General features: G+C 64.4%; 13 protein-coding genes. 10 read left to right on the top strand and 3 right to left on the bottom strand.

Annotated elements, in window-relative coordinates; genetic code table 11:
- The first annotated feature begins 13 nt into the window (after nucleotides 1-13).
- The 5 genes from flgM to ACFO3E_RS02040 all read left to right on the top strand — a co-directional run bounded on the left by flgM (nucleotide 14) and on the right by ACFO3E_RS02040 (nucleotide 4,464).
- The gene (gene flgM, locus ACFO3E_RS02060; RefSeq protein WP_380802084.1) at nucleotides 14-292 is read left to right on the top strand and encodes a flagellar biosynthesis anti-sigma factor FlgM; all 279 of its coding nucleotides are present in this window, start codon (nucleotides 14-16) and stop codon (nucleotides 290-292) included.
- 8 nt (nucleotides 293-300) lie between these two features.
- On the top strand, nucleotides 301-609 hold the full coding sequence (locus ACFO3E_RS02055; protein ID WP_066526967.1) for a hypothetical protein: 309 nt from the start codon (nucleotides 301-303) through the stop codon (nucleotides 607-609).
- Nucleotides 610-767: 158 nt separating this feature from the next.
- Nucleotides 768-1,589, top strand: coding sequence for a lysozyme family protein (locus ACFO3E_RS02050; protein ID WP_380802080.1), 822 nt, complete (start codon nucleotides 768-770; stop codon nucleotides 1,587-1,589).
- Nucleotides 1,590-1,598: 9 nt separating this feature from the next.
- A complete protein-coding gene (gene flhA, locus ACFO3E_RS02045; protein WP_066526969.1) occupies nucleotides 1,599-3,719 on the top strand; it encodes a flagellar biosynthesis protein FlhA in 2,121 nt (706 codons plus the stop codon).
- Nucleotides 3,720-3,732: 13 nt separating this feature from the next.
- Nucleotides 3,733-4,464, top strand: a complete 732-nt coding sequence (locus tag ACFO3E_RS02040; protein ID WP_380802077.1) for a FliA/WhiG family RNA polymerase sigma factor — start codon at nucleotides 3,733-3,735, stop codon at nucleotides 4,462-4,464.
- A gap of 197 nt (nucleotides 4,465-4,661) precedes the next feature.
- Here the strand turns inward: ACFO3E_RS02040 and mdoH are convergent, their stop codons facing one another.
- The 3 genes from mdoH to ACFO3E_RS02025 form a co-directional block, all read right to left on the bottom strand.
- Nucleotides 4,662-6,551 (bottom strand): glucans biosynthesis glucosyltransferase MdoH, encoded by a 1,890-nt coding sequence (gene mdoH, locus ACFO3E_RS02035; RefSeq protein WP_380802074.1) that lies wholly within the window; start codon nucleotides 6,549-6,551, stop codon nucleotides 4,662-4,664.
- 60 nt (nucleotides 6,552-6,611) lie between these two features.
- Nucleotides 6,612-8,096, bottom strand: coding sequence for an OpgD/OpgG family glucan biosynthesis protein (locus ACFO3E_RS02030; RefSeq protein WP_380802071.1), 1,485 nt, complete (start codon nucleotides 8,094-8,096; stop codon nucleotides 6,612-6,614).
- A gap of 215 nt (nucleotides 8,097-8,311) precedes the next feature.
- Nucleotides 8,312-9,145: a flagellin N-terminal helical domain-containing protein gene (locus ACFO3E_RS02025; RefSeq protein ID WP_066526977.1), complete on the bottom strand. Its 834-nt coding sequence runs from the start codon at nucleotides 9,143-9,145 to the stop codon at nucleotides 8,312-8,314.
- 14 nt (nucleotides 9,146-9,159) lie between these two features.
- On the opposite strand from ACFO3E_RS02025, the gene ACFO3E_RS02020 reads away from it, so the two are divergent.
- The 5 genes from ACFO3E_RS02020 (at nucleotide 9,160) to fliG (ending at nucleotide 13,828) form a co-directional block, all read left to right on the top strand.
- Nucleotides 9,160-9,384: a hypothetical protein gene (locus tag ACFO3E_RS02020; RefSeq protein WP_380802069.1), complete on the top strand. Its 225-nt coding sequence runs from the start codon at nucleotides 9,160-9,162 to the stop codon at nucleotides 9,382-9,384.
- Nucleotides 9,385-9,473: 89 nt separating this feature from the next.
- Nucleotides 9,474-10,718, top strand: a complete 1,245-nt coding sequence (locus ACFO3E_RS02015; RefSeq protein WP_380802067.1) for a sigma-54 interaction domain-containing protein — start codon at nucleotides 9,474-9,476, stop codon at nucleotides 10,716-10,718.
- A 12-nt stretch (nucleotides 10,719-10,730) separates the two neighbouring features.
- Nucleotides 10,731-11,090: a flagellar hook-basal body complex protein FliE gene (gene fliE / locus ACFO3E_RS02010; protein WP_066526982.1), complete on the top strand. Its 360-nt coding sequence runs from the start codon at nucleotides 10,731-10,733 to the stop codon at nucleotides 11,088-11,090.
- A 1-nt stretch (nucleotide 11,091) separates the two neighbouring features.
- The gene (gene fliF, locus ACFO3E_RS02005; protein WP_380802065.1) at nucleotides 11,092-12,822 is read left to right on the top strand and encodes a flagellar basal-body MS-ring/collar protein FliF; all 1,731 of its coding nucleotides are present in this window, start codon (nucleotides 11,092-11,094) and stop codon (nucleotides 12,820-12,822) included.
- Nucleotides 12,815-13,828: a flagellar motor switch protein FliG gene (fliG, locus tag ACFO3E_RS02000; RefSeq protein ID WP_380802063.1), complete on the top strand. Its 1,014-nt coding sequence runs from the start codon at nucleotides 12,815-12,817 to the stop codon at nucleotides 13,826-13,828. Before fliF ends, fliG begins: the two co-directional genes overlap by 8 nt.
- Nucleotides 13,829-13,866: the final 38 nt, after the last annotated feature.

Raw genomic sequence — 13,866 nt, 5'->3', positions numbered from 1 at the left:
AAGGATTTAAGCCATGATCAAATCTGTCGGCCAGAATATCAGCGCCGCCATTGAGGCTTCCCGCTTGCGGGAAAGCGGCAAGACGCGGACCTTTTCCGACAAGGGGTCGGCTGGCGTTTCGACGTCTGGAGCATCGGCGAGCCCCGCTGCACGCATGGCGGCCGAAGGCGCGCCGGTCGATATGGACCGGGTCGCTGCGATCAAGGCAGCCATCGCATCAGGCAATTATCCGGTCGATCCGGCCGCGATTGCCGACAAGATGCTCGCGCTCGACCTGCCGGTTAACGGATAACTTTTCCTATGTCGCTCGGGCTTGCAGCGCTGGATGATCTCTTCTCGGCCTTCGAGGAGCTGCGCGTTGCGCTTGACGGCACCGATGTGGAGGCCATCGACGCCGCCGCTGCCCATGTGAGCAGCAGCGCCGCAGCCGTGCGCGCGATCGGCGCCTGGCGTGCCGACGAGGCCATTCGCGACCGAGTGACCGCGCTGCTGCCGCTGATTGAAGCGGCGCGGGTGCGAATCAATCTGTTGACCGATCATGCGGGGCAGCGCTTGTCGTTGCTCGCGGCGCATGGATCGACCCAGGCGCCTTTGGTTTACGGGCGCTAGAGCGCGAATAAATTCGATGGCTGTGTGTGAGAAGGGCGCCGCGAGGCGCCTTTTTTCTTTCATGCTGAACGCGCCATCAACATTTATGGAGCTCGCGTTAACCAAATCTTGGCATAAGCCTTGCTCTAATGCTCCCCGGTACCAACGGGGATTTTTCTTTGTCGGCTTTTGCAGACATATCAGCGACAGGCGCATCGGCCGGCAACCGCGTGACCAACGCGATCGCCATGGCGAGCCGCAGGACGGGCGTGGATTTCGCCTATCTGCTCGGCCAGGCCAAGATCGAGAGCAGCCTCAATCCCACGGCGCGCGCGACGACCTCGTCCGCGACGGGCCTCTATCAATTCGTCGATCAAAGCTGGCTTGCCGTCATCGACAAGCATGGCAGCGAATATGGCCTTGGCTGGGCGGCAGAGTCGATTAGCCGGGGCAGCAACGGCCGCTATTATGTCGCCGATCCCGAGCTGCGGCAGCAGATACTCGACCTGCGCAAGCATCCCGAGACCGCCTCCGTCATGGCCGCCCAGCATGCGGCCGACAACAAGGCTTATCTGGAACAGCGCCTGGGCCGCGAGGCCGAGCCGGTCGATCTGTATCTCGCGCATTTCCTGGGCGTCGGCGGGGCGAGTAAGTTCCTGTCCGTCCATGATCGCGCCCCTGACGCGACGGCGGCTTCGATGTTCCCGGCGGCGGCGCGGGCCAACCGCTCGATTTTCTACGACCGTTCGGGAAGCCCGCGCAGCTTCGCGGAAATCCGCGATCGCTTTGCCGCCAAGCTCCAGCGCGGCGTCGATTCGCTTGATACCGGCCCCATCCAATATGCCGCCGCCTCGCTGCCGGAAGGCGCAAAGACGGTGCAGCCCGCCGACTATGTGCGGATCGAAACCCAGCGCCTTGCGACCGCCGCCGACGTCTCCGTCCGGCCGGACCCGCAGACCGCGCGCCTCGCCTATCTCATGCTCGCCACCCTCGGAAGGTAACGGCCCGATATGACTCCCGCCCAAGTCAAAGCGAAGATCTGGACGAACGCCGCCAAGGGGGCGGTGCTGCCCATCGCGACGCTGATGGTCGTGCTGTTCATGATGGTGCCGGTGCCCGCGTTCATGCTGGACGTCGGGTTCATCACCAATATCATGATTTCGCTCGCGGTGCTGATGGTGGCGCTCAATGCCGCCAAGCCGCTCGACTTCTCCAGCTTCCCGACCGTGCTGCTGTTCGCGACCCTGCTGCGGCTGGCGCTAAACGTCGCCTCGACGCGCGTCGTGTTGGTACAGGGGCATGAAGGATCGGACGCGGCGGGGCATGTCATCGAAGCCTTTGGCCACTTCCTGATCGGTGGCGACTATGTCGTCGGCATCTTTGTCTTCGCGATCCTGATGATCATCAACCTGGTGGTCATCACCAAGGGCGCGGGCCGTGTGTCCGAAGTCAGCGCGCGCTTCACCCTGGACGCCTTGCCCGGCAAGCAGATGGCGATCGACGCCGATCTCAACGCGGGCCTGATGACGCCGGAAGAAGCCAAGATTCGCCGCCGCGAAGTCGCGACCGAGGCGGATTTCTACGGATCGATGGACGGCGCCAGCAAGTTCGTGAAGGGCGATGCGGTCGCGGGCATCCTGATCCTGGCGATCAACATCGTCGGCGGCATCATCCTGGGCGTGGTCAGCCACGGCCTGGCGATCGGTGAGGCCGCGCAAACCTATATCGTTCTGGCGATCGGTGACGCTCTGGTGGCGCAGGTTCCGGCGCTGCTGCTCTCGATCGCGGCGGCTGCCATCGTGACCCGCGTCGGCAGCGAGGACGATCTGGGCAACCAGATCACCAATCAGTTCGGATCGGGCCGCGCCTGGGTTCCGGTCGCCGCAATCCTCGGCTTCCTCGGCATCCTGCCGGGCATGCCGCACTTCATCATCCTGACGGCGGCGGCCGTGGCCGGTGCGATCGCCTGGCATTTGCGCAAGACAGCGAAGGCCAAGGCCGCCGAACCGGCCCCAATGCCCGAACCCGCCAATCCCGCGGTCATCGAATGGAATGATGTGTCGGACGGCGCGATCCTGGGACTGGAGATCGGCTATGGTCTCATCAGCCTGGTCGATGAGCGCAAGGGTGCGCCGCTGATGGCCCGCATCACCGGCATTCGTCGCCAGCTGTCGAAGGAATTGGGCTTCGTCGTGCCGATGGTCCGCGTGAAGGACAATCTGGCGCTCGAACCCAATCAGTATCGCATCACCATCGCCGGCGTCGTCGTCGGCGAGGACGAGATTTATCCCGAAGACCTGCTGGCGCTCGACAGTGGCGCGCTGGAAGGGGTCGTGTCCGGTCGCGAGGCCAAGGACCCGACGTTCGGCCTCGACGCCGTCTGGATTTCGCCTGCCAAGCGCAGCGAGGCGGTGGTTGCGGGCTATACCGTCGTCGATCCGCCGACGGTAGTCGCGACGCACCTCAACCAGTTGATCGCCATGAACGCCAGCGAGATGTTCGGCCTGGACGAAGCGCGCAAGCTGCTCGACAACCTCAAGGACGCCGCGCCGCAACTGGTCGATGGCCTGACGCCCGGCACGCTCAGCCTGACGCAGATTTCCGCCCTCTGCCGTGCGCTGCTGTCTGAAGGGATCGCGCTCAAGGACTTCCGCCGCATCTGCGAGGCGATGGTCGATGCCGCGCGGCCCGACATGAGCCATGAACAACTGGTCGAAGCCGTTCGCCAGCGGATCGGCGCTCTGATCATCCAGGGTCTTGTGCCGGTCAAGATGCCGCTGCCGGTCATCACGCTGGATGGCGACCTGGAGGCGCTGCTCGCCCAGGCCATGCGGGTGGCAGGGGACGCCAAGCATCCGATCGAACCCGCGCTCGCCAACCGGATCATCGAATCGGTGGTGCAGGCTGCGCGGCCGATCATGGGGCAGGCGCGCAACTTCGCCATCGTTACCTCGCCAGTGGCGCGCCGTGCGCTCGCCCGCCTGTTCAAGCCGCACCTGCCGGAAACGCCGGTACTCTCCTTCCTGGAAATCCCCGATGGCAAGGGCGTGGAAGTCGTCGCTGTGGTCGGTGGCGAGCAGCGGCCCGCGCCCCGCCACGATCCGCTTCCCACTCGCGAACGCGTCGCCTGAGGATAACTGACCCATGTTCATGAAGAAGGTCGTCGCCGGTTCCGATGCCAATACTTACGGCCGGTCGAACAACAGTCCCGAACAACTGGCGCGGCGCTACATGCCGCTGGTGCGCAAGATCGCCTGGCATGTGCATGGGCGGGTGTCGAGCGCTGTGGAGGTTGAGGACCTGCTGCAGATCGGGATGGTCGCGCTGGTCGAGGCGGCCAACGCTTTTGAAGATCGCGGCCTTGGCTTTGCCTCCTATGCGCAACTGCGCGTGCGCGGCGCGATGATCGATCATCTGCGCCGAGGTGCGACACTGGCCCGGTCAGCCATGGCGAACCGCAAGCAACTGGCGGCGGTGCGGAGCAGGCTGGAGCAGCAGCTCCGCCGCGCCCCGTTGGAAGCAGAGATGGCGGTCGAGATGGAGATGGACGCCGCGACCTACCGCGAATTGGCGGACGGTTGCGAGATGGTCCAGCACACGAGCATGGATGAGGTCTATTCCGACCAGTCCATGTGGTTCGCCGATGTCGAGGATCGCGCGGACGATGCGATGGAGCGGGAGTCGCTTAAGGCCGCACTCGCCAAATGCATTGGAGAGTTGCCGCAGCGCGAGGCGCTGGTGTTGCAGCTCTATTTCGTCGAGGAACTCAATCTGGAGGAAATCGGGCAGGCGCTGGACATCGGCGCCGCGCGGGTGTGCCAGATCAAGAAGGCGGCGCTCGAGAAGCTGCGCGAGAAGCTGCGGGAGTGGGATTGACCCGGTCCGTTCGTGTCGAGCACAGTCGAGACACGCTATGTACGGCTTCTCGACTTCGTTCGAAGCGAACGGAGGTTAAGAGCAGTTTCTCACAATCTCGGTGTCACGCTGTACTTGGCCAAGGTCCATTTCTACGGATCGGTCTCGGTCGGTGAGGCGAAATGCATGCCGAAACGAGATCAGCATGACGAGCCTGTCTACCGATCGTTCGCGACCGCCTGCTGAAGCGCGGGCCGTCCCCGCACCTGTTCGGGATAATGCGGCGGGCGATAGCTTTGCGCGCGCCACCAGGGCTCGGCGACTTGAAACAGCCCGCTCTGTTCGGCCTTGTGGCCAAGATCCTTCCGCGCCGTGAAGGCGGCAAGGACGGGCGACAGCACAAGTCCCGCCACCACTGGAATGATCCAGCCAACTGACGTGCCGCCTCTTATCGCCAGGGCCGTCAGCGCGCCGCCCAGCATGATATGATATTTGAATAGCCAGATGGCGCTTGTCATCGCCATGCCGTCGCGGTCACGGATCTGGCCGCTCCAACTGCTCTTTCGGCCCATCAATATCCCGAACAGGTTGATTGTCTGCGTCAGCATGCTGACCGGCGCCATCAGGATCGACAGCGCGATGTCGGCGATCACGCCCCGGCTCATGCGCGCCGCCCCACCGAAACCGATGCGGCGGGCGGGGTCGGCCATTGCCCATAGCATCGCCAGCAACTTAGGGCCGAACAACAGCACCGCCGTGAGCGCCAGCAGCCCGCCCGACGGCAGGATGGCGCTGGGCGGCCACACGCCCGCGAGCGCCCCGCCAAGCACCACCAGCATCAGCGCGAGCCACAACGGCGATGTGCAATAGGCTGACGCCCCGACGAGCAATTGGAAGCGGCTGACCGGATGCAGTCCCTTGATCTTCGGGATCAACGGCACATGCTGGATATTGCCCTGGCACCAGCGCCGGTCGCGGGTGGCGAGGTCGGGCAGGGAAGGGGGAAATTCCTCAAAACTGTCGTCCGCCATGACCATGTGCACGTCCCAGCCGCGGCGGCGCAGCAGCGCGGCTTCGATCATGTCATGGCTCATGATATGCCCGCCAAAGGGCGCGCGGCCCGGCAGTTCGGGCAGGCCGCAGCTCTGCGCGAACGCCTTCGTACGTAAGATGGCGTTATGGCCCCAGAACATGCCTTCCGAGCCGGCCCACCAGATCATTCCGGCAGCCGAAATTGGGCCGAACAACCTGCTCGCAAACTGCTGCCAGCGGGCGAAGAAGGTGGCTGCGCCGACGATGGTCGGCACGGTCTGGATCAGGCCGACATGCGGGTGCCGTTCCATGTCGAGCGCCAGGCGCGCCATGGTCTGGCCGCTCATGACGCTGTCGGCGTCCAGCACGATCATATAGTCATAGCCGCCGCCGAAGCGCTGCACCCATTCAGCGATATTGCCGGGCTTGCGGCCGATATTGAGCGCGCGCCGCCGGTAGTGCACCGGGCGCGAAAAGCCCTTCCGCATCTTGAGATAGGCTTCGCGCTCAATCTCGCCATTGGCCGGATTGGAATCGCTCAGGATGAAGAATTCGAACCGCTCATGGCCCATCACCTGCGCCAGCGACCGTTCCATGATCGACAGGCGGCCCATTACGCCCAGGAAATCTTCGTTGCAAACGGGCAGGAGGACAGCCGTGCGGCCGCGAAGGGGTGCTGCGAATGGCCCCCGATAGGGGCGCACCCCCGGACCTTTGCCCATGGTCAGCGTTAGAAAACCAATAAGGCTGGTGGCGAAGCCGAAAGCGATCCAGGCGAAAAGGGGGATGAACAGGGCGAGATAGACGCCTTCCCAAAGTGAAATGCCATCCAGCCCGATCGACCGCCGCATCTCGTGCGCGGCCATGGAGGCGGGCAGCAGCGCCAGCAGCACGACCAGCAAGCGCCGCGCCCATTGGTCGATGTTCAGCGGCCGGTGCGGGAAGTCGCGGGGATGCTCGCGGAAATCCTGCTCGGGCATGACGAGCGGCATCTCAGCGGGCACATGCTCGAACCCGCGCGCAGGCGCTGGCGCCTCCGCCTGGTCGTCCATCTGCCCGTCACTGATCACCGTCATGTTCGGTCCGTTCTGAAGTCGTAACGGACGCGACAATGCGCCCGGTCATCGCCGGTTCCCTCAAGCACCGAGCGGATAATGCACATATTCGCTGAACGGCCGATTGCCGCTACGGAGTTGGACGCGGATATCAGCCGGTTGGCCGCTATCGCGCCGGATATCGAGCGCGACGCGGTACAGCCCGGACTGATGGAGAACCGGATAGCCGCCTTTCTGGACCACCGTTCCCCCCGCCACATCCACCCAAATATCAGGCTTCACCTCGGAGGAAACGCCGGAAAAGTCCAGGATCAGGCGGTCCACGCCTGCTTCGCTCGCACGGCCGGTCCAGATATTGTCCAATATCGCGCCAGCCTTGGCTGGCCCACCCGCAGAAGACCAGTCAAGGCGGTAGCTCGCATTGATCCTGCCGCCCGCCCGCACCGCAGCGGCGGGGGTCCAGTAGGCGCAGACATTATCGACATATTCGCTGGTGGTAGGAAAGGCATATAGCCGGACCTGGCCCCCGCCAAAGGGCTTGAGCGGGCTTGCCCAAAGCGACGGTCGGCGTTCGTAGAATACGCCGTCATCCTGATAATGGTCGAAATTCCGATCGCGCTGCATCAGGCCGAAGCCCAATGGATTGCGCTCGGTGAACGCATCGACGCGGGGGGCGGCAGGATTTATCAACGGGCGGGCATGGACCGTTCCATCGGCGCTGCCGATCGCCAGCAGATCGGAATCGTGGATTTCCGGTCGCCAGTCCGTGCGGGACGATCGGCTGGCCTGATCATACCAGAACATGCTGGTCATCGGCATCAGCCCCAGTTCCGCAATGGCGCGGCGGGGGAAAAGTACCGTATCGACATCCTGCCGTACGCCCTGCGGTGTCCGTTCGCTCACGAAGCGATAGGCTCCGGTGATGGAGGCGCCGTCGAGCAGGGCATAGATGGTGATGCTGCTGCGCCCGGTGCGCTCAAGCCAGAAATGGGTGAAAAGGGGGAATTCCTCCTTGCCCTGGATACTGGTGTTGATCGCGATCGCGCGCGCGGACAGGCCGAACTGCTTGGTGGCGCCGGGCGAGCGGAAATAGGTGGCCCCCAGAAAGGAGAGCCAGTCACCGTCACGCGCCGCATTCATGATGCGAAACCCGGCATAGCCCGCGTTCGGCCCAAGCTTGCGCACGGCGTTGTCGGCAGGCGCGTCGAAGATGTTGGGGTCGTAGCGCAGCGGGGTGGCGCGGCCATTTTCGACCAGCGCGATTTCGACCGGCTGTTCGGCCGAGGCGCTCAGCGGGAAAAGCTGGATCCCCGTGTCGCCGGGCAGGTCGCCCCAGATTGTCCGGTCCTCCCGAAAACGCGCCTGATAAAGTGCGTCGTAATTGACGTTCCGCGCTCCGGGATGATGAGGCGTTTCCTTATAAGGCTGGCGGGCCAAGCGCTGGGCGCTTGCAATTACCGTTTCCCATGAGAAGCGTTCGGCTCTCGGCTGGGCCAGGGCCGATCGGGGGAAGAGGAGCGTTGCGCCTGAAACGGCGATCACCGCGCGCCGGTCAATCTTCATCATGCCGCCATGATGGGCGCATGGAGGCACATTGCAAGCCTTGTACCCCCAAAAAGCGGTGAAGCCTCCGCCCGGGGGGACGGAGGCTTCTGATATGCTGGCCGTTCGATCGAAGTGTTTCCCCCGGCGCGGTGGGGACTGTTGATGCGCCGGGGGCTACATGACCGTCTGCAAGGTGACCAATACCTCAGCCGGTCAATTTGGTTGGCTGGTCCGGATTACTGGATCAGCTTCAGGACGTTCTGCTGGCTCTGGTTCGCCTGGGCGAGCATCGCGGTCGAAGCCTGGCTCAGGATCTGCGCCTTGGCGAGAGCGGTCGTTTCGGCCGAGAAGTCGGCGTCTTCGATGCGGCTGCGGGCGTCGCTGAGGTTGGTGATGTTGTTGGTCAGGCTGTTGATCGTCGAGTCCAGGCGGTTCTGCGCGGCACCCAGCTGAGCACGGGCGGTCGCAACGGCCGTCAGGGTGGTATCGACGTTGCCCATCGCCGTGGCGGCGTTGGCGGCGGTATCGACTGCCGTCGCGGCGGCCAGGTCGGTCAGCGAGCTGAAGGTGATCGTCACCACGTCGCTGGCGTTGGCGCCTGCCTGGATGTCGATGGAGCCAGCCTGAGCCGTGTAGGTGGTGCCGGTCGCGGCGCTGTTGAAGATGCGGACGCCGTTGAACTCGGTCGTGGCGAGGACATTGGTGATCTGCGACTTCAGCGCGGTGACTTCAGCGTTCAGGTTGGTGCGGTCGCTGGCGGCGTAGGTTTCCGAAGCCGACTGGACGGCCAGTTCGCGGATACGCTGCAGCATGTTGGTGACTTCGCCGAGCGCGCCTTCCGCTGTCTGGGCCAGCGACAGGCCGTCATTGGCGTTGCGGATGCCCTGGGTCATGCCCTTGATCTGCGAAGTCATCTGCGAGGAGATGGCGAGGCCGGCAGCGTCGTCCTTGGCGCTGTTGATGCGCTTGCCGCTCGACAGGCGCTCCATCGCGGTGGTCAGCGACTTGCCTGCGAGAGCCGAAGCGTTGGCGGCGCGCAGAGCGGAGGAGTTGGTTCCGATAACAGTCATGATATTCCCTTTCTATGTCCTATCAGGTCGCTGCCATCAGGCTGCTTGCGGCCTCGAAAGGGGATAACGGCAGGCGGAAAAAAGCTTTTAGGGCAGGGCGCGATTTTTTTCAGAAAAACTCAAAAAGCACGCAAATCCGCGGCTTTCACACGCGCGCATGTTTAGGAAGCATCATCGGCATGGCGGCAATGCGGAAGAAAATTGCCGCCCGGCGACATGGTAATTGCCGCATTAACTAGATGATAACCACGCGAAGGCATTTTCAGGACCATCGAAGGGGGTTGGAACGTGCGGGGGCACAATCCGGCCAAAATGATTGGGGACTATCATGTCGTCGCTTGACGTGAGCCGAGGTGTCTGTGCGCTCGTTCCGGGCCTGCAGCATTGGCTGGAAAACGCCTTCTATCTGGTGCGCATCGTCGATGCGCAAAGCCCGCGCGAGCGAGATGATCGCCGCGTCCTTCTGGCCACCGAGATCGGTCATGCCACTCATCGCGACATATTGATCAACCTGATCGAGGGCACGCCTTCGCTGGTTCCGGCGGCCAATGGCCTGCCAGCCCGCGTCGCTTTCGGCCTTGAAGACATGGCCTTCGCCTTCGCCCTGATCGCAGAGCTCATCCGCCCGGCAAGCATTCCGGCGGTTGGCGACGCCGCCAGCACTCGTCTGATGACGTTGGCCGGGCGTGTCGCCCGCAGCGACGCCACTGTCCTGATCCAGGGCGACACCGGCACGGGCAAGGAAGGCATGGCGCGCTTCCTTCACGCGCAGTCGGGCCGTACTTCGCACGACTTCATCGCGGTCAATTGCGCCGCGCTTCCTGAAACGATGATGGAAGCGATGCTCTTCGGTCACAAGAAGGGAAGCTTCACCGGCGCGGCCAACGCGTCGGAAGGGCTGTTCCTGGCGGCCGACGGCGGCACCCTGTTCCTCGACGAGATTGCCGAACTGCCGCTGGCGCTGCAGGCCAAGCTGCTCCGCGCGCTGCAGGAAGGCGAAATCCTCCCCGTCGGTGCCACCCATCCGGTGCCGGTCAATGTCCGCATCATCGCGGCCTGCAACCGCAACCTCGCTGCCGAAGTCGCCGCTGGCCGCTTCCGCGAAGATCTTTACTGGCGTCTGAACGTCATGCCGCTGGAGCTGCGTCCGCTCTCGGAGCGTCCGGGCGATGTCACCGCCATCGCCGCCGCCATGCTGCTGCGCCATCAGGATTTCGTCTGGCCGACCACCGCCGCGCTTTCCAAGCTTGCCGACCATATCTGGCCCGGTAACGCCCGTGAACTCGGCAATGTGCTTCAGCGCGCGGTCGTTTTGCGGGACGGCGACCGGATCGACGCGGACGACCTGCATATCGCCGGTGCGCCGCAATTGCGCGTGGTGGGGGTGGAACCCGCGCCTGCCGCCGAGCCGGTCCGTCTGCGCGATGTCGCCCGCCAGTCGAAGCTCGATGCGATCCGCGCCGCGCTGCGCGAGACGGACGGCCACCGCGCCGCCGCCGCCCGCAAGCTCGGCATTTCAGAACGCACCTTGCGCTATCGGCTCGCCGAGATGCGCGAACTTGCAGCGGCTTGAGGGAGGTAAGGCATGACCGGCATTTCCCCAACTGACAGCGTGATGGCCATCCGCAACGCCATCCTCCAGAAGAACGCCGCCCTGCGCGACGTCGCACAGACCGGGACGGTCGGCGGTGGCGCGGGTATCGGCGGGGCCGAGGGCACCAAGCCCGGCGGCTTTACCGAGGCGCTCAACTCCGCGCTGCAACAGGTCAACGGCCTGCAATCCCAAGCGGGCGAGGCGGCTTCCGCCTTCGAGCGTGGCGAAACGACCGACATCGCCGCCGTCATGCTGGCCAAGCAGCAGGCGTCGGTCAGCTTCGAAGCGACCCTCCAGGTCCGCAACAAACTCCTGTCCGCTTACAAGGACATCATGAGCATGCCGGTGTAATATGAGCGAGAACGCACTCACCACCAATGTCGGCGGCGCGGCCGCTCTCCCCGCAACCAGCGGCTCCTCTTTCGGCGGCACCGATGCGCTGAAGGCGCGCTTCACCGGCTTCATCAAGCAGCCTGCGGTGGCAAAAAGCCTGCCGCTGCTCGGCCTGCTCGGCGTCGTCGCGACGGCGGGCGCGGCTTGGCTCGCCCTGCGCGAGCCGCCGCAGCGCGACCTGTTCCGCGGCCTGCCCGATGCTGACAAGTCGGCGGTGGCGCAGGTGCTGGACCAGAACGGCATGCGCTATGACTTCGACAATTCGGGCGCGATGACCGTGGCCGAGGATGATTATTTCAAGGCGAAGATGATGCTCGCCGCCCAGGGCCTGCCCAAGAGCGCGCCCGACGGCAACAGCATGATCGACAGCCTGCCGATGGGGGCCAGTCGCGCCGTTGAGGGCGAAAAGCTGCGGTCCGCCCGCGAAATGGACCTTGCTCGCACGATCGAGGCGATCGACAGCGTCGAAAGCGCCAAGGTGCATCTCGCCGTCGAACCGCCGAGCGTCTTCCTGCGCGAACGGGCCAAGCCGTCCGCCTCGGTGATGCTGCGCCTCGCTTCGGGCCGCACGCTGACCGACGCACAGGTCAGCGCGATCGTTCACCTGGTCGCCTCGTCGGTCCCGGAACTTAGCCCCGACCAGATTTCGCTGGTGGATCAGAATGGACGGTTGCTCAGCAACAATGACGGCAATGCAGCCGACGACCGCCAGCTCGCCGTCCAGTCGAAGATCGAGGATCGCTACCGCCAGTCGGTCATCGCGCTGCTGACGCCGATCCTGGGTGAAGGCAAATTCTCGACCGAAGTCCGCGCCGAACTGAATTTCGCCGAACGCCAGGCGACCCGCGAAACCTATCCGCAGGACGAAGCGCGCCTGCGCACCGAAACCGGCAGCTGGGCTTCCGATCCGCGCGGCCAGGGTGCAGGCGGCGAGGCGGGCGGCGTTCCCGGCGCGCTCAGCAACCAGGCGCCGGTCAACCCGACCGTTACCCAGACCAACCCCAACGGCCAGGCCGTCAGCCAGGGCACGCAGGCCAACCAGCCCGCGACCCCGGCCGGCGCGCCGATGAAAACCGAAGAAACCTTCAACCGCAGCTTTGAGCTGGGCCGCGAAGTCTCGGTGACCAAGGACGCGATCGGCACCGTCAAGCGCCTGTCGGTCGCGGTCGCTTTGGACAATGGCGCGGATGGCAAGCCACGCAGCGCGCAGGAGATCGCAGCCCTTGAAGCGCTGGTGAAGGGCGCGGTCGGCTTCGATCAGGCACGCGGCGACGTGGTCGCTCTGTCCTCGCGCAGTTTCGTGAAAGCCGAAGAAGTGAAGGCTCCCTGGTATGAAGCCGACTGGGTTTCGCCGCTGGTGCGCAATCTCTCGGCTCTCGCTGTCGCTCTGCTGGTGGTCTTCGGCATCGGCCGCCCGCTGCTGAAGCGCCGCGCCGCCGCCCAGGAAGCCGCCGCCGCCGATGTCGCCGCCCAGGGCCAGAAGATCGGCCGCGAAATCTCGACGGAGATCACCAAGCAGGCCGCGATCGCTCCTGATGGCAGCAAGGCCGTCACGCTCGACATGATTTCGTCCACCTATGACTATGCGCAGCGCGCCGACCTCATTCGCAACTTCGTGAAGCAGGACCCGGATCGCGCCGCCCTTGTCGTCCGCGACCTCCTGAAGGAAGGGAAGAAGGACAATGGCTGAGGCCGCTACCGCCCCCGCGATCAAGGGCAGCGCCGCCGCTGCCGTCCTCCTGATGCTCTTCGACGAGGATGAGGCCGCGCAGATCCTCTCCCGCCTGGAGCCCGACGAAGTCCGCCAGCTTGGCTACGCGATGTATGACGTCGCCGACGTTGCGGTCGAGGAAGTGAACGAGGCGCTCGACCATTTCGTCACGAAGGCGAAGAAGCGCACCACCATCGGCTACGGCGCGACCCGTCATATCCGGGGCGCGATGACCAAGGCTTTGGGCGAGGAACGCGCTGAGACGATCCTGGCGCGGATCACGCCGCCCACGCGCTCCACCCAGCTCGAAATGCTCAAGTGGATGGACGCCAAGGAAGTCGCGTCGCTGATCGAAGCGGAGCATCCGCAGATCATGGCGATCGTCTTGGCTCATCTGGAAGCGCCGGTCGCCGCCGACGTGCTGCAATTGCTGCCCGCCGAATATCAGGAAGAGATTGTCTATCGCATCGCGACCCTCGGTCCGGTGTCCAACGAGGCGCTGGACGACCTGGAGCAGCTGCTGCTGCGCGGTTCGACGTCCAAGAAACAGGGCGCTGCGTCGCAGCGCGGCGGCACGATCGAAGCAGCCGCGATCATGAACAATGTCCGCAAGGAAAATGAGCAGCGGATCATCAAGGCGATCGCCAAGCGCGACAAGATGATCGCGCAGACCATCGAAGAAGAGATGTTCGTGTTCGATAACCTGATCGACATGGATGACAAGAATATGGGCACGCTGATGCGCACCATCGACAGCAGCGTGCTGGTCGTGGCGCTGAAGGGTGCGAACGACATGCTGAAGGGCAAGATCTTCGGTTCCATGTCTGCCCGTGCGGCTCAGGCGATCGCCGACGAGATCGAGGAACGCGGCCCCATCCGCCTCGCCGAGGTGATGGACGCGCAGAAACTTATCATCGCGACCGCGCGCCGCATGGCCGATGCGGGCACCATCATGCTGGGCGGCAAGGGGAACGACTTTGTTTAAGGTTCTGGGCTCGATCAGCAGCCATGACGTCGCGAGCA

It is taken from the genome of Sphingobium tyrosinilyticum (assembly GCF_042654265.1).
Taxonomy (GTDB): Bacteria; Pseudomonadota; Alphaproteobacteria; order Sphingomonadales; family Sphingomonadaceae; genus Sphingobium; species Sphingobium tyrosinilyticum.
The sequence above is the reverse complement of the archived record's forward strand: the minus strand, read 5'-3'. Positions and strand labels throughout refer to the sequence as shown.